Below are 19,977 nucleotides of genomic sequence, written 5' to 3'. Positions count from 1 at the left end.
GTCCGCGCAAGGCGAAACGGGCCGTTCCGGCCGGGTCCGGGTATGGCGCAGCAGCGCCATGCCCTTGCTTAACGCGAATCGGCGCCGAAGGCGGCCGCTTTCGCATCCGTTTTGCGTATCAGGTCAATGAAAGGGATGCGCCAGGGGCAGTCGGCGCACGGAAACCAGATCGCTCACGGGCAAAAGACCGTCGAATCCGCGCATGAAGCGCGCAGCGCCGGCGTCAGGGGATGAACAACATGCAACAGCAGTCGGCGCAGTCTGCGGGCGTTTCGCACGCCTCGTACTGGGGACACTCGACCGCAGCCAGGGCCTGGCGGCGCGGTCTGGCGGCGATCCTTATCGTCCTGGCGGGTCTATGGTCGTTCGCCGCGGTCGCGGCGCCGTCGATCCGCTGCCCGGTCATGACCCTGGCGGTGGCCAACGGCGGCACCAGCATCCTCGACGCCGACATGTGCGACGGCGGCCCGCCGCCGGGCGGCTTCGGCATCGGCGTGCTGATGACCCCGCCGCAGCACGGCACCGTCACGGTCAACCAGAGCACCGACAAGGTCACCTACACCCATAACGGCGGCGCGACCCTCACCGACACCTTCAGCTTCGGCGACGGCGTCGGCGGCGAGGTCACCGTCAACGTGACCATCGCTGCGGGCACCAGTCCGATCACGGTCAGCCCGGCCTCGATCTCGCCCCAGCTCGGCGTCGCCTACAGTCAATCGATGAGCGCCACCGGCGGGGTCGCGCCGTACACCTATGTGCTCAACGGCGGCGCCGCCGTGCTGCCGACCGGGCTGAGCTTCGCTTCCGGGACGTTCTCCGGCACGGTCCGCCAGCGCGGCAATTTCCCGGTGCAGGTCACCGTCACCGATTCGACCGCGCCGACGCCGCTGACCACGGTCAAGTCGTACACCATCGCGATCCCCAACACCCAGCACGATTTCGCCCCGGCCACCCTGCCGACCCTGTACCGCACCGCCAGCTACAACATCGCCCTGACCGGCAGCGGCGGCGTCGGCCCGTACAACTACGCGATCGAGACCGGCTCGCTGCCGGCCGGCCTGAGCATCAGCGGCGGCGCCATCGTCGGCACCCCGACCGCGTCGGGCGCGTATTCGGTCACGATCAAGTCCACCGACAGCAGCCTGCCCGGACCGGGCGTGCCGGCGGTGGCGTTCCGCATCCGCACCTACACCGGCACCGTGCTGGAACCGCCGACCATCGCGGTCAACCCGGCCACGGCCGCCAACGGCACCGTCGCCGTCGCCTACAGCCAGGCCTTCAGCGCCACCGGCGGCACCGCGCCGTACACCTTCCAGATCGTGCCCGGCGGCCAGCTGCCGGCCGGCGTGACCTTGACCGGCGGCACCCTCAGCGGCACCCCGACCCAGGCCGGCACCTTCAACTTCAGCGTGCGCGCGACCGACGCCAACGGCTTCTTCAACAGCCGCGCCTACACCATCGTGGTGGCGCCGCCGTCGATCGCGGTCGATCCCAATACGCTGCCCGACGCCACCGTCGGCGCGGGCTACAGCCAGACCTTCAGCGCCACCGGCGGCATCGGCGGCTACAGCTTCGTCCGCACCGGCACGCTGCCGCCGGGGATGAACCTGACCGGCGCGGTCCTGTCCGGCACGCCGACCGCGGGCGGCAGCTTCACCTTCACCATCACGGCGACCGACAACGGCAGCACCGGCACCGGCGCACCGTTCAGCGGCGCGCGCACCTACACCCTGGTGGTGCAGCCGCCGACCATCAACCTGCCGGCGACCTCCCTGGCCAACGCCACCCAGGGCCTGGCGTATACCGCCACGCTCAATGCGGCCAGCCAAGGCACCGCGCCGTACAAGTACGCGGTGACCGCCGGCGATCTGCCGCCGGGCCTGGGACTCGACCTCAATACCGGCGTGATCAGCGGTACCCCGAGCACGGCCGGCACCTTCAACTTCGCCGTGACCGCCACCGACAGCAGCACCGGCACCGGGCCGTACAACTCGGCGCCGCGCGGCTACGTGCTGCAGGTGATCAATATTCCGCCGGTCGCCAATGCGGTCTCGGCGGCGGTCGCCTACAACAGCGGCGCCAATCCGATCACGCTGAACATCACCGGCGGCGTGGCGACCTCGGTCGCGATCGGCACCGCGCCGTTGCACGGCACCGCCATCGCTTCGGGCCTGAACGTCACTTACCAGCCGACCCCGGGGTATGCCGGCAGCGACAGCTTCACCTACACCGCAACCAACAGCGCCGGCACCTCGGCGCCGGCGACGGTGACCATCGCGGTCGGCAACCCGACCATCACCGTGACCGCCTCGGGGCCGCTGACCGCGCAGATCGGCGTGGCGTACACCCAGACCTTCACCTGGAACGGCGGCGCCCAGCCCTTCAGCCAGTACCAGGTCACCAACCTGCCGGCCGGCCTCGCCGTCACCGGCAACACCGCCAACAGCGTGACCGTGGCCGGCACGCCGACCCAGGCCGGCGCGGTGACGCTGACCGCCTCGGCGCGCGATTCGAGCACCGGCAACGGGCCGTTCACCATCGCCCAGAGCTTCAACCTGAGCGTGTCGGCGCCGACCCTGACCCTGACCCCGGCGGCGGGCACCCTGAGCGCGACCTACGGCGCGGCCTATAGCCAGAGCTATGTCGCCGGCGGCGGCACCGCGCCGTACAAGTACCGGATCAGCGCGGGCGGGCTGCCGACCGGCCTGGAACTGGACGAGGACACCGGCGTGCTTTCGGGCGTCCCGAGCGTGACCGGCCTGTACACCTTCTCGGTGCGCGCCACCGACAACTCCACCGGCACCGGCGGACCGTTCTCGCGCACCCAGAACTACGTGATGCAAGTCGCCGCGCCGAGCATCAACCTCGCGCCGACGACCTTGCCGGCCGGCGCCCAGGTCGGCGCCGCCTACACCGCCAGCGTCAGCGCTACCGGCGGTATCGGGCCGTACACCTACGCGATTCCGCCCGGCAGCGCGCCGCCCGGCCTGAGCATGTCCAGCGATGGCACCCTCAGCGGTACGCCGACCGCGGGCGGATTGTTCAACTTCATGGTCATCGCCACCGACGCGCACGGGCAGACCGGCAACCGTCCCTACATCTTCAACGTGGCCGTGCCGACGATCACCGTGTCGCCGGCGACGCTGGCGGACGGCAACGTCGCCCAGCTCTACAGCCAGACGATCACCGCCAGCGGCGGCACCGTCGGCAGCGGCTACCAGTTCTCGGCGCCGCCGGGCGACCTGCCGCCGGGCCTGAGCCTGAGCACGGGCGGCGTGCTCAGCGGCACGCCGACCGCGGGCGGCAGCTTCACTTTCACCGTCACCGCGACCGATTCCAGCACCGGCAGCGGGCCGTACAGCGGCACGCGCACCTACACCGTCGCGATCGGCGCCTCGACCATCCTGTTGCCGACGACCTCGCTCGCCAACGCGACGGTCACCTCGCCGTACACCGCCACGCTCAATCCCGCGACCGGCGGCACGGCGCCGTACACCTACGCGGTGACCGGCGGCAACCTGCCAGCCAGCGTGCTGTTGAACGCCAACGGCACGCTGAGCGGCACGCCGACCGCGCCGGGCACTTACACCTTCAGCGTCGTCGCCACCGATTCCAGCGGCGGCACCGGCCCCTACAGCTCGGCGCCGCAGAGCTACACGCTGGTGGTGAACGACATCGTGCCGGTGGCCCATCCGGTCTCGGTCACGGTCGGCTACGGCAGCAGCGCCAATCCGGTGACGCTCAACATCACCGGCGGCATCCCGGCCTCGGTCGCGATCGGCGCCGCGGCGACGCACGGCACCGCGGTCGCCACCGGTACCTCGATCACCTACCAGCCGGTCGCGGGCTATTCCGGTCCGGACAGCTTCACCTACACCGCGACCAACAGCGCCGGTACGTCGACGCCCGCGACGGTGACGGTGAGCGTCTCCGATCCGACCATCACCATCGCCACCTCCGGGCCGCTGACCGGCCAGGTCGGCGTGGCCTACACCCAGACCTTCACCTGGTCCGGCGGCGCCGCGCCGTACGGCAACTTCAACGCCAGCAACCTGCCGACGGGCTTGACGGTGACCGCCACCGGCACCGACAGCCTGACCGTGTCGGGCACGCCGACCGCGGCCGGCACCTTCAACGCGAGCGTCAGCGCGCGCGATTCGGGCACCGGCAACGGGCCGTTCACCGTCGGCCAGCTGTTCGCGTTCGCGATCGGCGCGCCGACCCTGTCGATGACCCCGGCGCCGGGCAGCCTGCCAATGAATTACGGCGTCGCCAGCAGCATCAACTTCGCCGCCAGCGGCGGCACCGCGCCGTACACCTTCAGCCTCGCCGCCGGCTCGCTGCCGGTCGGTGTGAGCCTGAGCTCGGCCGGCGTGCTCAGCGGTACGCCGACGGTGCCGGGCAACTACAACGTCACCGTGCGCGCGACCGATTCCAGCACCGGCACCGGCGCGCCGTTCCGCATCGACCAGAGCTACACCATCGTCGTCGCCACGCCGAGCATCGCCATCGATCCGGCGTCGATTCCGAACGGCACCGCCGCGGTCGCCTACAACCAGACCTTCAGCGCCACCGGCGGCGTCGCGCCGTACACGTTCTCGCTGACCGCCGGCGCGCTGCCGGTCGGCATGAGCCTGAGCTCGGCCGGCGTGCTGTCGGGCACCCCGCGCAGCGACGGCAACTTCAGCCTGACCCTGCAGGCGACCGACGCCAACGGCCAGACCGCGTCGAAGGTCTACACCTTCGCCATCGCTCCGGCGACGCTGACCATTTCGCCGGCGACCCTGCCGGGCGGCGTGGTCGGCACCGCCTACAGCCAGGGCCTGAGCAGCAGCGGCGGCATCGCGCCGTACACCTATGCGCTGGCCTCCGGGGCGTTGCCGTCGGGCATCGCGCTGAGTTCGGCCGGCGCGATCAGCGGCACGCCGACGCTGGCGGGCAACTACAGCTTCGCGATCCGCTCCACCGACGACGCCGGCTACAACACCACGGTCAACTACAGCATCGCCGTCGCCGACGCGGTGCCGGTCGCGGTCGACGACAGCGCCAGCACCCAGTCGAACCAGGCCGTCACCGTCAACGTGATCGCCAACGACACCGGCATCATCACCTCGGTGGCGGTGGTCTCCGCGCCGGCGCACGGCACCGCGACGCCGAGCGGCACCAGCATCGTCTACACTCCGGCCAGCAACTACTTCGGCAGCGACAGTTTCACCTACACCGCGACCGGTCCGGGCGGCACCTCGGCCCCGGCCACGGTGACGATGACGGTCAACGCGCTGCCGGTGCCGGTGGGCCAGCCGCAGAACGTCACCACGCTGTCGACCCAGCCGGTCACCATCGACGCCGCCACCGGCGCCACCGGCGCGCCGTTCACCGGCGTGACCTTGCTGGCGCCGCCGAGCTCGGGCACGGCGACGGTGCAGGGCACCCAGATCCTGTACACGCCCGCGGCCGACACCGCCGGCGCGATCGCCCTGAACTACACCCTCAACAACCCGTTCGGCGCCTCCGCCCCGATCACCTCGACCATCACCGTCAACCCGGTGCCGGTGGCCACGCCCAAGCGCGTGCGCACCATCGCCGGCGCCACGGTCAAGGTCGAGCTGACCCAGGACGCGCGCGGCGGTCCGTTCACCGGCGCGGCCCTGGTCTCGCTGACCCCGGCCAGCTCGGGCACGGCCACGGTCAGCGCGTCCAACGGCGGCTACACGCTCAGCTACACCCCGCAGATCGGCTACTCCGGCTTGACCGTGGCGACCTTCACCTTGAGCAACGCCTACGCCACCTCGGCGCCGGCGACGGTCGAGATCGAAGTCGCCCCGCGCAGCGATCCGTCCAAGGACGCCGAAGTGCTGGGCATCCTCAACGCCCAGGCCGAGGCCGCGCGCCGCTTCGCCAACGCCCAGATCGGCAACTTCCAAAAGCGCATGGAAGGCCTGCACGACGGCGGCACCGGCGGCTCGCGCTTCGACAACGGCCTGAGCTTCTCGGTCGACCCGCGTTGCCGCGAAGGCGCGCGCCGCACCCCGGGCAGCGACTGCCGCGATCCGGATCTCGGCGACGAGCAGGCCGGCGTGGACGGCAAGCCGCGGGTGGAAGGCACCGGCCCGCAGTACGGCATCTGGACCGGCGGCACCATCGAAAGCGGCAACCGCGACGGTCGCGGCGGCGGCTCCGGCGGGTTGGACTTCAAGACCAGCGGCGTGAGCCTGGGCGCCGACTACCGCGTGCGCCGCGACTTCGCCTTCGGCGGCGGCGTCGGCTACGGCCGCGACGACACCGACGTCGGCACCCGCGGCAGCCGCAGCAAGGGCGAGAGCTACAGCGCGGTGCTGTACGCCAGCTACCACCCCGGCGAGAGCTTCTTCCTCGACGGCCTGCTCGGCTACCAGTGGTTGTCGTTCGACTCGCGCCGCTATGTCACCGACACCGGCGGCATGGTCCGCGGCAGCCGCGACGGCAGCCAGTGGTTCGCCTCGGTCTCGACCGGCCTGGAGTACCAGCGCGACAAGCTGCGGATCTCGCCGTACGCCCGCCTGGACGTGGCCCGCGCCACCCTCGACGGCTACACCGAGAGCGGCGACGCGCAGTACGCGCTGAACTACCGCGACCTGGACGTGGACACCACCACCACCAGCCTCGGCCTGCGCCTGGACTACCGCCACCCGGTGCGTTGGGGCACGTTCTCGCCGCAGCTGCGCTTGGAGTACCAGCACGACTTCCAGGATGCGAGCTACGCGATCATGAGCTACGCCGACATGGTCGGCGGCCCGTTCTATCGCGCCCGCCTGCAGGGCCTGGACCGCAACCGCTTCGTGTTCGGCCTCGGCGCGGTGCTGCAGACCGAACGCGACTGGGCGCTGCGGCTGGAATACCGCGGCCTGTTCGGCAGCGGCAACGACGACGACAACAGCTTCATGATCAATATCGAAAAGAAGTACTGATCGAAGCGGAATGAGAGCAGCGGCGGGCGCCTTCGGGCGCCCGCCGTTTTTTTGGGGGCGGGGGAGGCCTGCGTGGCGGCCTGCTCTTGTGGGAGGGGCTTCAGCCCCGACGCTTTTCGATCCGGTCGCGATGAAGGTTCCAGGCGATCCGAGCCGAAAGCGTCGGGGCTGAAGCCCCTCCCACAAGAGTCGGCCGCGCCGCGGCGGCGAAAGTGCCAAGATGGGTGCAGCCCCCAGCGATCCCGCCACGATGTCCGACTCCGCCACGCCCGCGTTCGCCAGCGCCGCCAGGGACCGCCTCGGCGAGGACGCGCTGGCGCTGCTGCCGCTGCCGTTGCCGGCCGAACAGCTCGACGCGCTGCACGCCGCCTACGCCGCGCCGCCGCGCGCGTACCACAACATTGGCCACGTCGCCGAAGTGCTGCGCCATTACGCCGACGTCGCCGCCGGCCCGGGCTGGACGCAGCCGCGCGAAACCGCGCTGGCGGTGCTGTACCACGACGCCATCTACGAAGCCGGCCGCCGCGACAACGAAGCGCGTTCGGCGCAACTGGCGCGCGAGCACCTCGCGCGCTGGCTGCCGCAGGCGGGCATCGACGCCGACCGCGTCGCCGAACTGATCGAACTGACCGCGCGCCACGGCGCCATCGCCCGCGACGACGTCGACGAGCAGACCCGCCTGTTCCTCGACGGCGACATGGCCATCCTCGGCGCCGAACCGGCGGTGTTCGACGCTTACGACCGCGGCATCGCCTCCGAGTATCGCGGCCACGTTCCCGGTCCGCTGTTCCGGCTCAACCGCCGGCGGTTCTTAAAGGCGCTGCTCAAGCGCGAGCGGATCTTCCTCAGCGATTTCTTCCACGAGCGCTACGACGCGGCCGCGCGCAACAACCTGCGGCGCGCGATCACCACCAAGCGCTGAGCGCGCCCGTGCCGGCCGCGTTGCTGCAGCAGGGCGCGCCGGCGACACGGGCGTCGTGGGAGGGGCTTCAGCCCCGATGCTTTCCGATCCGGTGATGAGTTCTCGGGCGGTCTGCACCGAAAGCGTCGGGGCTTAAGCCCCTCCCACAAGAGCGAAAGCGTCGAAGCGCCGCATCGCCGGGCTGTTGTGGGAGGGGCTTCAGCCCCGACGCTTTCGGCTCCGATCGCTGGAACCCTCATCGCGACCGGATCGAAAGGCATCGGGGCTGAAGCCCCTCCCACAAAAACGGCGCCCGCTGCGCGCGGCCGCCGGTGCGGTGGGGAAGGACGGCGGCGCGAGGCCGCCGCTGCCGTCGAGCGTGCGACGCGGGTGCGTCGTTGACCGATGAAGCAGGCGCCTCCGGGTCGCCATCGCGGGGGAGAGGGAAGGGCGTCGCGGCCGTGCCGCGGTCGCCGTGGATCGGGGCGGCCTGGCCGCCGCGTGGAGGGAAGGGCGGCGCCGCGGCGCCGCCCGCGAAGCTCACGCCGACAACCGGCCCAGCGAACTGTCGAGCACGCGCTGCAGCTTGCGCGCCGCGCCGCTGATGGCCGCGCGCATGGTCGCCGCGTCCTCGGTCGCGGCCATCGGCGGCCGGCCTTCCAGCCGCGCCTCGATGGTGCAGTGCTTGTCGTGGCCGCCGCTCTTCTCGCCGTTGAGGTCGCGCAGGTGGACCTCGATGCGGGTGATCTGTTCGCGGAAACGGCCCAGGTTCTGGTCGATCACGCCTTCCACGTGGTGCTCGAGCGAATCGTCGCCGCGGACATGGTGGTCGGTGTTGAGCTGGATCTTCATGCAAACGCCTCCTTGTGGCGCAGATATCGGGTCGACGCGCGGGCCCTTGCCCGGCGTCTGCGCGGTCCGCCGTCGTTCGGTCGGCTTGTCGGCCACGCAGGAATTCCGACCGGCGCCCGCGCGGAAGGTTCTCGCTGCGTTCAGCTTCGGCCCAGCGGCGGCATGTCAGGGTGTGGGATCGCCGCCGCGGCGGGGCGGTACAATGGCGCCATGGTCGTCAACATCGCCGCCTATCATTTCGCCGTCATCGACGATCCGCCGCAGCTGGCCCAGCGCCTGCGCGAGCAGGCCGAACGCCTGCAACTGCGCGGCACCGCGCTGGTCGCTCCCGAAGGCATCAACCTGTTCCTGGCCGGCGACGGCGAGGCGATCGAGTCGCTGCTCGCCGACCTGCGCGCCGACCCGCGCTTCGACACGCTCGCGGCCAAGTACAGCCGCAGCCGCGCGCAGCCGTTCGCCCGGCTCAAGGTCAAGCTCAAGCGCGAGATCATCGCGTTCCGCCGAGAACGCTGTTCGCCGCTGCGCGGCCGCGCACCGAGTGTGACGCCCGACACGTTGGCGCGCTGGCTCGACCAGGGCCACGACGACGCCGGCAAGCGCGTGGTCCTGCTGGACACGCGCAACCGCGAGGAAGTCGGCTACGGCAGTTTCGACAACGCGCTGACCCTGCCGATCGACAATTTCACCGAGCTGCCCGAAGCGCTGGCGCCGCACCGCGAAGCGCTGCGCGAGGCCACCGTGGTCAGCTTCTGCACCGGCGGCATCCGCTGCGAAAAAGCCGCGCTGTGGCTGCGCAAGGACGGCATGGACAACCTGCTGCAGCTCGACGGCGGCATCCTGGGCTACTTCGAGCGGGTCGGCGGCCGTCATTACGACGGCGGCTGCTTCGTGTTCGACGAACGCGTGGCGCTGGACCCGCAGCTGCGGCCTTTGCGCGATGCCGCCGCCTGACTGGCTTTTTTTGCCATTCATTACAAATCGTTAACCCGTCCAAACGCGGCCTGCGGTTAGGCTGCGCGTTCGCGATGGACCGGCCCCGCGCCGTCCCCCGCCATCGCCAACGGACGCCGGCCCGCGCTTCGCGCCGCCGCCGGCACTGAATCGCCATGAGGATCCCGATGAACCGACGCCTGTTCCCCGCCGTAGGCCTGCTCGCGGCCGCCGTCCTGGCGATGGCCGCTTGCAGCCAGAGCGCGCCGGTCAACACTGCCGCCCCGCAGGAGACCACCGCCGCGCCGCCGGCCCCGCCCAAGGCCGTGCCCGATCCGGACGCCGATCCGGTCTCGCGCGCCTCGCCGCCGATGCTGACGCCGGTCGCGCTGGGCACCTTCGATCCCGGCAACCCGGTCGCCCAGGCCACCACCGGCAAGCTGACCATCGACGATCTGGAGATGAAGGGCGAGAACGGTTCGCTGTACAAGACCGAGCGGGTCGCGATCGTGCGCGGCGGCGACCAGTACAGCGCCGGCCAGACCTATGGCGCGACCATGCAGGTCGAGGCTAGCCAGGCGGTGGAACTGCGCCGGGTGATCGAGCAGACTCCGCCCAAGGAAACCCCCGCCAACGCCTTTTGCGGCACCCACCCGACCGGCTTCATCGCCCTGGCCAAGGTCAGCGAGGCCACCGGCGACGTGATCAAGCTGATCGCGCTGCAGGGCAGCGACCTGCCGGCGGCGAGCGCGCAGGGCGTGGGGCTGTGCGCGTCGATGTTCTACATGGGCAAGGCGTTGCCGGACAAGGCGACCTCGTAAGCCGGCTGGGGCGGTCGCGCCGGCGTCGTAGCGGTGTCGCGCGCAGGCGCGGGCGCGACGGCCCGCTAAAGCTCGCGAGGTCACTCTCAGGCTCGCGGCATCGCCCTCAATACCGTCATTCCGGCGAAAGCCGGAATCCATTTTGATCTTGTTCGCGCTCTGCTCGACCGGGAGCGGATGAAGCGACAGCAAAATGGGTTCCGGCTTTCGCCGGAATGACGAGTTGGGGGAGCCGGTCTTCGGGCGCAGCGGCAGTGCAGCGTCGCTGCGGTTGGTTCCGGCTTTCGCCGGAATGACGAGTCGGGGGAGCCGGTCTTCGGGCGCAGCGGCAGTGCAGCGTCGCTGCGGTTGGTTCCGGCTTTCGCCGGAATGACGAGTTGGGGAAGCCGGTCTTCGGGCGCAGCGGCAGTGCAGCGTCGCTGCGGTTGGTTCCGGCTTTCGCCGGAATGACAAGTTGGGGAAGCCGGTCTTCGGGCGCAGCGGCAGTGCAGCGTCGCTGCGGTTGGTTCCGGCTTTCGCCGGAATGACGAGTCGGGGAGCCGGTCTTCGGGCGCAGCGGCAGTGCAGCGTCGCTGCGGTTGGTTCCGGCTTTCGCTGGAATGACGAGTTGGGGGAGCCGGTCTTCGGACGCAGCGGCAGTGCAGCGTCGCTGCGGTTGGTTCCGGCTTTCGCCGGAATGACAAGTCGGGGGAGCCGGTCTTCGGACGCAGCGGCAGTGCAGCGTCGCTGCGGTTGGTTGCGGCTCTCGCCGGAATGACGGCTCTGAGAATGCCGGTCTTCGGACGCAGCGGCAGTGCAGCGTCGCTGCGGTTGCAGCGACGGCCTTCGACTCAATCCGACGCGTTTTCCAGCACCGCCCGCGCCGCCGCTTCGCCCGCGATCAAGCCGCTGGCGAAGCACGCGGTCAGCAGGTAGCCGCCGGTCGGCGCTTCCCAGTCCAGCATTTCGCCGGCGCAGAACAGCGCCGGCGCGAGTTCGCGCGCGCGCAGCGAGTCGTCCAGCGCGCGCAGCCGCACGCCGCCGGCGCTGCTGATCGCCTCGGCGATCGGCCGCGCGCGCAACAGGCGCAGCGGCAGGCGCTTGATCGTGCGCGCGACCGTGGCGGCGTCGTTCAAGCCGTCCTTGCCGAGGACTTCGAACACCAGCGCGGCCTTGACCGCGTCCAGCCCGGTCTGCCGGCGCAGGTGCTCGCCGACGCTGCGGCCGCCGCGCGGCCGGGCGAAGTCGCGCTGCAGGCGCTCAAGCTCGCGGCCCGGCGCCAGGTCCAGTTCCAGCGTCGCCTCGCCGTGCGTCGCGATGCGCTCGCGCAGCATCGCCGACAGTGCGTAGACCAGGCTGCCCTCGATCCCGCTCGCGGTGGCGACGCATTCGCCCTGCAGCGAACGTTCCTCGCCGTCTTCGCGCCAGTGCGCGACCACCGGCTTGAGCGGCGCGCCGGCGTGGCGCTGGGCGAAGTGTTCGCTCCAGCCGACGTCGAAGCCGCAGTTGGACGGCTGCAACGGGGCGATGTCGAGACCGCGTTCGCGCAGCCACTCGACCCAGGCGCCGTCGGAACCCAGCTGCGGCCAGCTGCCGCCGCCGAGCGCGAGCACGCAGGCGCGCGCGCGGGTGCGCGCTTCGCCGTCGGGCGTGTGGAAACGCAGCGTGCCGTCGGCGTCGAGCCCGGTGCAGCGGTGCTGGACGTGGAAACGCACGCCGTCCTCGCGCAGCCGCCGCACCCAGCCGCGCAGCAGCGGCGCGGCCTTGCGGTCGGTCGGGAACACCCGCCCGGAACTGCCGACATAGGTCTGCACGCCGAAACCGCGCGCCCACTCGCGCAAGGCGTCGGCGTCGAAACGGTCGAGCCAGCGCGCGACCTCGCCGGCGCGTTCGCGGTAGCGCGCGTCGAAGCCCGGGCGCGGTTCGCCGTGGGTGAGGTTGAGCCCGCCCTTGCCGGCGATCAGGAACTTGCGCCCGACCGAGCCCTTGGCCTCGAACAGGTCGACCTCCACGCCGAGCGCGCGCGCGGCCTGCGCGGCCATCAGGCCGGCGGGGCCGCCGCCGACGACGGCCAGGGCGGGTAGGGTTTCGGGCAGGGACGGGGCGGGGCCGGGTGCGGACACGGAGCGAGGGGCGAAGCGGTCGGGCGCGCATTATGCCCGCTGCCCCGTCCAGGCCGGGTGCGGCCGCGGCCTTGCCGGATCGGCCGGCCATGGCGCGCGCCCGGCCGGGCCCCTGGCGCCGCGCGTTGGCTTGGGCCACAGTCGCCGATTCCCAGAATCGCCAGGAACCCCGATGCGAGCCACCGACTGGAAGGCGCAAGGCGCCGGACTGCTGATCTCCATGAGCGCCGCCGCCGGCGCCGCCGCGCAGGCGCCCGCCGCCGAAGCGCCCTCCACCGAAGCGCCCTCCACCAAAGCCGCCGCCGCGTCGCCGCTGCCGGAGCAGTTGCAGGACTTCGATGCCTACGTCGATGCGGTGCGCAAGCAGTTCGAGGTGCCCGGCATCGCCGTGGCCATCGTCAAGGACGGGCGGGTGGTGCTCGAACGCGGCTTCGGCGTGCGCGAGGCCGGCAAGCCCGAGCCGGTCGACGCCCACACCCTGTTCGCGATCGCCTCCAACACCAAGGCCTTCACCGCCGCCTCGCTGTCGATCCTGGCCGACGAGGGCAAGCTGAGCCTGGACGACCGGGTGATCGACCACCTGCCGTGGTTCCGCATGGCCGATCCCTACGTGACCCGGGAGATGCGCCTGCGCGACCTGCTCGCCCACCGCAGCGGCCTCGGCCTGGGCGCGGGCGACCTGCTGTACTGGCCCGGCACCGACTACAGCAACGAGGACGTGGCGCGGCGCCTGGCCCACGTACCGCTGACCGGCGGCTTCCGCGGCCAGTACGCCTACGACAACATCCTCTACGGCGTGGCCCAACTGGTGGTCGAAAAAGCCAGCGGCCAGAGCTATCGCGACTTCCTGGCCGAGCGGATCTTCAAGCCGCTGGGCATGGACGAGACCCGCTACAACGCCGATGCGCTGCGCGGCGCGGACAAGATCGCCAGCGGCCACGCCAAGGCCGACTTCAAGGACCTGCAGGTCGCCCCGCGCATGACCTGGTCGAACGTGGCCGGCGCCGGCGGGCTGTATTCGTCGGTGCACGACATGGGCAAGTGGATGCGCGCCCAGCTCGACGGCGGCGTGTACGGGCGCGACGGCGACAAGGAGCTGCGCTTGTTCAGCGCCAAGCGCCAGCGCGAGATGTGGTCGGTGGTGACGCCGATGCCGATCGCCGAGCCGCTGGTGCCGGAACTGGCGCCGGTCAAGCCGAACTTCGCCGGCTACGGCGAGGGCTGGCAGCTGACCGATTACCGCGGCGAGAAACTGGTCTGGCACACCGGCGGCTGGCCGGGCATGGTCTCGCGGGTGACCCTGGTGCCGGCGCACAAGCTCGGCGTGGTGGTGCTGACCAATGCCGAACTCGGCGGCGCGTTCCAGGCGGTGACGATGCGCGCGCTCGACGCTTATCTGGGCGCGCCGAAGACCGACTGGAACGCCGCCTATGCGGCCGCGCTGGCCAAGAGTCGCGGCAAGGCCGACGAGGATTGGGCCAAGCACCTCAAGGCGCGCGATGCCAGGTCGAAGCCTTCGCTGCCGCTGTCGGGCTACGCCGGCGCCTACCGCGACCCGTGGTACGGCGATGTCTTCATCGAACAAGCCGGGTCCAAGCTGCGGCTGCGCTTCGGCCGCACCAAGGACCTCACCGGCGAACTGAGCCACTGGCAGCACGACACCTTCATCGTGCGCTGGGACCAGCGCTGGCTCAACGCCGACGCCTTCCTCAACTTCGCCCTGACTCCGGACGGCAAGGTGCGCGAGCTGCGCATGGAGGCGGTCTCGCCGCTGACCGACTTCAGCTTCGACTTCCAGGACCTGCGCCTGGCGCCGGTGGCGGCGAGCGAGGCCAAGGCGGGGAGCTGAGCGGGCGCGGACGCAGCGACGCAGCACGGCGGCGAACGCGCCCGCGCCCGCCGCCGGCGACGCTTCGCCGTTTCCGCCGCCGGCGAGGGTAGGGTGATCCGCCATCGCCGGCGTTCTTGCCTATGACGACTGTACCCAGTCGACACGCCGGCATTTTCTCCAGGTGCCGGCGCCTGCTTGTGGCGAGGCGGTACCGTGACCGCCGAGCCACTTCCGGCCCCGTACCGCGGCGCTACGCGGTGCGGGGCCATCTTCCTCGTTCGCTTTTCCGTTCGCCCGCCCGGGCGCGCGCGGCTGTGCGCGCGGCGGTCTGGCATGAGCGTCTGCGGCGCGTGCCGGTGCGATCGCGCGGGCCGTCGCGGCGCGCTTATTCCCAGGCCGTGGCCTCGCCGTCCGGCGCCAGCCGGCGGACCAGGAAATCCAGGAAGCAGGCGATGCGCGAGGCCAGCTGGGTGTTGCGGTAATAGACCGCGTTGATCGGTTGGCGCACGTCGAGGGTGCGGTCGGCGAACAACTGCGCCAGCGCGCCGCTGCGGCGGTCCTGGCGGGTCATGAAGTCCGACAGGCAGACGATGCCTTCGCCGGCCAGGGCGAGCTGGCGCAGGGTCTCGCCGCTGGAGGCGTGCAGGTCGGCGGCGATGTCGAGCTCGTTGCCGTGCGCGTCGCGCAGCGGCCAGCGGTTGAGCACCTGGGTCGGGGCGAAGCCGAGCAGAGTGTGGCCGGCCAAGTCGGACACCTCGCGCGGCGTGCCGCGCGCGGCCAGGTAGGCGGGGCTGGCGAGCACGCGCAGGCGGCTGCCCGGCAGCGGCCGTGCGTGCAGGGTCGAGTCGCTGAGCTGGCCGATGCGGATCGCCACGTCGGTGCGTTGTTCCAGCAGATCGATGATCTGGTCGTTGCTGTTGAGCTCCAGCTCGATCTGCGGGAACGCGCGGCGGAAATCGCCGACCAGGGGCACGATCGCATGCAGCATGAAAGGCGAGGCCGCGTTGACCCGCAGCCGTCCGGCCGGTTGCTGGCGGCGCAGCGCCAGCGATTCCTCGGCGTCTTCGACGCTGGCCAGGATCGCCCGCGCCCGCGTCAGCATCGCCTCGCCTTCCTCGGTCAGTTCCAGCCGGCGCGTGGTCCGCCGCAGCAGGGTGGTGCCGAGCTTGTCCTCCAGCCGCGCCAGCGTCCGGCTCACGCCGGAGACGGTCTGGTCCAGCGTTTGCGCCGCGGCGGTGATCGAGCCGGTGTCGACCACGCTGACGAAGGCGAGCAGTTCGTCGAGGGTGAGTTTCATCGCAGGCGCATTATCGTTGCATTCGCGGGCGCGCGCGCTGTCGCCGCGCTCAGTCGCAGCCGTCGCGGACGCCGGCGAACACGGCCAGCGGCGCGCCGGTGCCGGTGTCGGCGCCGCCGACTGTGATGCTCAAGCGTTCCTCGGCGGCGTTCACGCGCAGGCGCAGCGGCGGACCGGCCTCGGCGCGGTAGTCGATCGCGGCCGAGCGGCCGGCGGTGCCGCCGACCGCGGTGAGCCTGCGCGGGCTGCGGCCGAATGCGACCCGGTCGTCGCCGCCGAGCAGCAGCCGGGCCAGGCCGTCCGGGTCGAGATCGGGCACGGGATGGATCGCGCCGGGCGGCGTGCGCATCGGCACCGGGCCCGGCGCGGCGCCGACCCGCGCCGCGGGCGCGTCGGGATCGCGCACCGACGCGGCGCTCAGCAGCGCGCGGCGGCCGTCGCGCGCCAGCCACAGTTGCAGGCGGCGGTCGGGATCGTCGCCGGCCCGCGCGATCTCGCCGCGTAGCCAGTCGCGGCGCTCGGGATCGGGCAGCAGGCGCAGCAGCACGGTGTCGCGGCCATCGGGCCGCGCGGGCGCGTGGCGGATCCAGCAACCACGGGCGAGATCGACTGCGGCGGCGTCGGCGGTTTGCTGCGCGGCCGCCGGCGCATCGGCGGCGACGCAGGCGAATGCCGCGGCGAGCATGCACAGCGCGGCGGCGAAGGATGGGACGGGCAGGCGCGGCATGGGGGCCTCGTGGGAGCGGTGCGGCGACAGCGCGGTGCGACGAAGGCGCGGCGCGAGGATGGCGAATGCGAACGCGCGCGGCCACGGCGCGGGGGCGCGGCGAAACTGCGATGCCGTCGTTACGCCTGCGCCAACGCCGGTCTGCGACGGCCTTCTCGCCAGTTTAATCGCCGCGCCGGCATGCTCGTGCGTCCGCACCGACGAGGCAGGATCGCATGGCCGCTGCGCTGGATCGAGGCTGTCGCTGGATCGCCGCGGCGACATTGGCGCTGGCCTGCGCCGGCTGCGGCGAGCGCGCCGCGCTGCAGGTCGCTGACGGCACCGGCCCGGCGCCGCAACTGCCCAAGCCGAACCCGACCCTGATTCCGACCGTCGACGTCGCGCCCGCCGTCGGTTGGCGCGACGGCGCCCGGCCTACGCCCGCGCCGGGGCTGGCGGTCAACGCGTTCGCCCAGGGCCTGGACCATCCGCGCTGGCTGTACGTGCTGCCCAACGGCGATGTGCTGGTGGCCGAAAGCAACGCGCCGCGCAGCGAGCACAAACCGTCCGGGATCAAGGCCTGGTTCGCCGCGCGCCTGATGAAGAAAGCCGGCGCCGGGGTGGCGAGCGCCGACCGCATCAGCCTGCTGCGCGACGCCGACGGCGACGGCACCGCCGAGACCCGCACGCTGTTCCTGCAAGGCCTGCATTCGCCGTTCGGCATGGCCCTGATCGGCGACCGGTTGTATGTGGCCAATGCCGATGCGGTGTGGCGATTCCCGTACCGCGACGGCGAAACCGCGATCGCCGCGGCCGGCGAGAAGGTGACCGACCTGCCGGCCGGCATCAACCATCACTGGACCAAGAACCTGATCGCCAACGCCGCCGGCGACCGCCTCTACGTCACCGTCGGCTCCAACAGCAACGTCGGCGAGAACGGACTGGCCGCCGAGGAAGGCCGCGCGGCGATCTGGGAGCTCGACCCGGCCAGCGGCGGGAAACGCCTGTTCGCCACCGGCCTGCGCAATCCAAACGGCCTGGCCTGGGAACCGCAGACCGGCGCGTTGTGGACCGCGGTCAACGAGCGCGACGAGATCGGCAGCGACCTGGTGCCGGACTACATCACCTCGGTCGAAGACGGCGCGTTCTACGGCTGGCCGTACAGCTACTACGGACAACACGTCGACGCGCGGGTGCAGCCGCCGCGGCCGGATCTGGTCGCCAAGGCCAAGACGCCCGACTACGCGCTGGGACCGCACACCGCCTCGCTCGGCATCGCCTTTTCGGACCGGGCCAAGCTGCCGGCGGCCTACGCGCAAGGCCTGTTCGTCGGTCAGCACGGCTCGTGGAACCGCAAGCCCAAGAGCGGCTACAAGGTGATCTTCGTACCGTTCGCCAACGGCACGCCGGCGGGCCCGCCGCGCGATGTGCTGAGCGGATTCCTCGACGCGAGCGAACAGGCGCAGGGCCGGCCGGTGGACGTGCGCATCGATGCGCGCGGCGCGCTGTTGGTCAGCGACGACGTCGGCAATACGGTTTGGCGGGTGACCGCCGCGGGCGGCTGAGCGCGGCGCTCAGTCGCAGCCGTCGCGGCGGCCGTCGAACAGCGGCGTGTCGCGGCCGGCGCCGGTGCCGCGCGCGGACACCAGGATCAGCGCCAGGCGTTCTTCGGATGCTTGCACCCGCAAGCGCCGGCTCGGCCCGGTGCCGGCGCCGGCGAGGAATTCGGCGGACAAGATGTCCTGCGGCCAATCGCCGGCCGGCAACGGCCGCTCGGGCACGCGCGCGAATTCGATCCGCGCTTGCGGGAACAGCACCAGCGTCTGGGTCGAGCCCGGCGCGCGGCCGGGCGCATGCGTCGGCGCGAGCGGGCGCAGTTGCGGTTCGTCCGCGGTGGATGCGGCCGGCGCCGGCGCGCGCGGATCGGCGAGCGGACGGCTGGCGAGCACGGCGCTGCGGCCGTCGCGCGCGAGCCACAGTTGCACGCGCCGGTCGGGATCGTCGCCTTCGGGCCGCGACAGCTGGCCGCTGAGCCATTCGGGGTGATCGCGATCCGGCAACAACCGCAGCAGCGCGCTGGCGCGGCCGTCGGGCGCGTCGCGCTGGATCCAGCAGCCGCGCGCGGCATCGACGGCGCGGTCGGGCGGCGATGCGGCGGCGGCCGGCGGAGCGGACGGCGACGTCGGCGCGGCGGCATAAGCGACGCCAGTGCAGGCGAAGGCGCCGGCGAACGTCGCGGCGAGCAGGGCGGTGGCACGAAGCAGGGAAGTGCGCGACATGGCGGCGGCGCTCGATGGGGTGCGGTCACCGTAGTCGCGCGGTCTTGAGGGCGGGGTGAATGCGCGGTCAGTACGAGGCCAAAAGCGGGCGACCGTCGTTTTCGCCGGATGCTTCCGATAAAGGAAGCGCGTCTTCGCCGCTCGCGCGCAGCAGGCGCAGAGCGATGGGCGTTTCGTAGCGCAGCGGCGAGCAAGCGATGGCCTGGATCCGCGCCGGCGCGGCGTCGGGGCGGTGCTGCGCGCACAGGGCCAGCAGCTGATCCTCGCCGTCGAGGAACTGCCACAGGCGCCAGCGCTCGGGCGCATCGTCGAAGCCCGGTGCCATCCACAAGCGCAAGCGCGCGTCGTCCACGCGCACGCCGAACCGGTCCAGCGGCAGCGACAGGCCGATGCCGCGCGCCTTGGCATAGGCCTCCTTGAGCGTCCAGTGCTCGATCGTGCGCCGTGCCCGCGCCGCCGCCGGCAGCGCGCGCAGCTCGGCGATCTCGTCGGCGGCGAAGTTGCGCTCGACCGCGCCCAGCGACAACGCGCGCGCGCGCAGCGATTCGGTGTCGATGCCGAGCGCGCGGCCGCGCGCGACCGCCAGCGCCACCACGCCCGCGGCGTGGGACAGGTTGAAGCGATGGTCGCCGGGATTGTCGCCGGCCAGTTCCGGCTTGCCGTGGCGGCCGCGGACGAAGCGCAGCCGTTGCGGCGCGATGCCGGTGTGGCGCGCCAACGCGGTGCGCGCCAGCGCGCGCGCGAGCAAATGGCGGCGGCGGTCGTCGGCCAGGCGATAGCGCAGTTCGCGCGCGCGTTCGGACCCATCCAGCAGGGCGCGCCATCGCGCCGCGAGCGCGCTGTCGTCGGCCTCGTCCAGGCGCGCGATCCAGATCGCGATGTCGTCGGCGTGCAGGTGCATTCGGCGATCCGTGGCGGCGCCGGCGTGGAGTGCCGGAGCGAAAGCGTTCGTGGTTCGAAATTGTTCGCGATGTCGCGCAAGTCCGGGACCTGATCGCGATCATGCGCACGATAAGCCAAGCGATCCGCATCGGGTCTGTCCTCGCGGACAGGTGTCCGGGACAGGTGCGGACGGACAGGTGGGCAAGGACAGGTGGGTGTGTTCGCGGCCACGGATACTGGTTCGTTGAGACAGGTGGCGCGCGCTTTTCGATGCGTTCGCGCAACCGTTGCGACCCTTTTGGACAGGGCCGGCAGGACAGTAGTTGCGCGTGTTGGCGTGCAGTTAAATACGCTTCGTGCGGATTCGGTACGGCGTATTGAGCGTTTGCGCCTTGCCCGGTGTCACGCAGGAACCGGGGAATCGAACGG

At 71.7% G+C, this 19,977-nt stretch carries 14 protein-coding genes; 7 read left to right on the top strand and 7 right to left on the bottom strand.

Going from position 1 to position 19,977, the window contains the following annotated elements:
• Positions 1 to 230: 230 nt before the first annotated feature.
• Together RDV84_RS21715 and RDV84_RS21710 are read left to right on the top strand one after the other, a co-directional pair.
• A complete protein-coding gene (locus tag RDV84_RS21715) occupies positions 231 to 6,947 on the top strand; it encodes a putative Ig domain-containing protein (protein WP_309151555.1) in 6,717 nt (2,238 codons plus the stop codon).
• A 250-nt stretch (positions 6,948 to 7,197) separates the two neighbouring features.
• Complete coding sequence (locus tag RDV84_RS21710) at positions 7,198 to 7,869, top strand: HD domain-containing protein (protein ID WP_425606203.1); 672 nt, start codon at positions 7,198 to 7,200, stop codon at positions 7,867 to 7,869.
• On the opposite strand, the gene RDV84_RS27005 is transcribed toward RDV84_RS21710, so the two are convergent.
• Positions 7,815 to 8,150: a DUF6053 domain-containing protein gene (locus RDV84_RS27005; RefSeq protein WP_425606356.1), complete on the bottom strand. Its 336-nt coding sequence runs from the start codon at positions 8,148 to 8,150 to the stop codon at positions 7,815 to 7,817. The two genes, RDV84_RS21710 and RDV84_RS27005, sit on opposite strands and share 55 nt — an antisense overlap.
• On the opposite strand from RDV84_RS27005, the gene RDV84_RS27000 reads away from it, so the two are divergent.
• Complete coding sequence (locus RDV84_RS27000) at positions 8,056 to 8,250, top strand: DUF6053 domain-containing protein (protein ID WP_425608183.1); 195 nt, start codon at positions 8,056 to 8,058, stop codon at positions 8,248 to 8,250. The genes RDV84_RS27005 and RDV84_RS27000 overlap by 95 nt on opposite strands.
• Before the next feature lie 138 nt (positions 8,251 to 8,388).
• Here RDV84_RS27000 and RDV84_RS21705 read toward each other — a convergent pair whose 3' ends face one another.
• A complete protein-coding gene (locus RDV84_RS21705) occupies positions 8,389 to 8,700 on the bottom strand; it encodes an HPF/RaiA family ribosome-associated protein (protein ID WP_057947269.1) in 312 nt (103 codons plus the stop codon).
• A gap of 210 nt (positions 8,701 to 8,910) precedes the next feature.
• On the opposite strand from RDV84_RS21705, the gene RDV84_RS21700 reads away from it, so the two are divergent.
• Positions 8,911 to 9,651 (top strand): sulfurtransferase, encoded by a 741-nt coding sequence (locus tag RDV84_RS21700; RefSeq protein WP_309151554.1) that lies wholly within the window; start codon positions 8,911 to 8,913, stop codon positions 9,649 to 9,651.
• A 167-nt stretch (positions 9,652 to 9,818) separates the two neighbouring features.
• Positions 9,819 to 10,451 (top strand): hypothetical protein, encoded by a 633-nt coding sequence (locus RDV84_RS21695; RefSeq protein ID WP_057947271.1) that lies wholly within the window; start codon positions 9,819 to 9,821, stop codon positions 10,449 to 10,451.
• A gap of 830 nt (positions 10,452 to 11,281) precedes the next feature.
• Here the strand turns inward: RDV84_RS21695 and RDV84_RS21690 are convergent.
• Entirely contained in the window at positions 11,282 to 12,553 is a 1,272-nt protein-coding gene (locus RDV84_RS21690; protein ID WP_309151553.1) for a TIGR03862 family flavoprotein, read from the bottom strand.
• 172 nt (positions 12,554 to 12,725) lie between these two features.
• Here RDV84_RS21690 and RDV84_RS21685 point away from each other — a divergent pair, with 172 nt between their 5' ends.
• Entirely contained in the window at positions 12,726 to 14,402 is a 1,677-nt protein-coding gene (locus RDV84_RS21685; protein WP_309151552.1) for a serine hydrolase, read from the top strand.
• Between the two features lie 367 nt (positions 14,403 to 14,769).
• Here the strand turns inward: RDV84_RS21685 and RDV84_RS21680 are convergent, their stop codons facing one another.
• Positions 14,770 to 15,681, bottom strand: a complete 912-nt coding sequence (locus tag RDV84_RS21680; RefSeq protein WP_309151551.1) for a LysR substrate-binding domain-containing protein — start codon at positions 15,679 to 15,681, stop codon at positions 14,770 to 14,772.
• A gap of 49 nt (positions 15,682 to 15,730) precedes the next feature.
• On the bottom strand, positions 15,731 to 16,606 hold the full coding sequence (locus tag RDV84_RS21675) for a hypothetical protein (protein WP_309151550.1): 876 nt from the start codon (positions 16,604 to 16,606) through the stop codon (positions 15,731 to 15,733).
• Between the two features lie 17 nt (positions 16,607 to 16,623).
• Here RDV84_RS21675 and RDV84_RS21670 point away from each other — a divergent pair, with 17 nt between their 5' ends.
• Entirely contained in the window at positions 16,624 to 17,952 is a 1,329-nt protein-coding gene (locus RDV84_RS21670) for a PQQ-dependent sugar dehydrogenase (protein WP_309151549.1), read from the top strand.
• Between the two features lie 9 nt (positions 17,953 to 17,961).
• On the opposite strand, the gene RDV84_RS21665 is transcribed toward RDV84_RS21670, so the two are convergent.
• Positions 17,962 to 18,666: a hypothetical protein gene (locus RDV84_RS21665; RefSeq protein ID WP_309151548.1), complete on the bottom strand. Its 705-nt coding sequence runs from the start codon at positions 18,664 to 18,666 to the stop codon at positions 17,962 to 17,964.
• Between the two features lie 67 nt (positions 18,667 to 18,733).
• A complete protein-coding gene (locus tag RDV84_RS21660; protein WP_309151547.1) occupies positions 18,734 to 19,567 on the bottom strand; it encodes a 4'-phosphopantetheinyl transferase family protein in 834 nt (277 codons plus the stop codon).
• Between the last annotated feature and the right edge of the window lie 410 nt (positions 19,568 to 19,977).

Origin of the sequence: Lysobacter yananisis (genome assembly GCF_031199375.1) — a bacterium.
GTDB lineage: Bacteria > Pseudomonadota > Gammaproteobacteria > Xanthomonadales > Xanthomonadaceae > Lysobacter > Lysobacter yananisis.
Note: the sequence above shows the minus strand (reverse complement) of the source record. Positions and strands in the feature narration are given on the sequence as shown.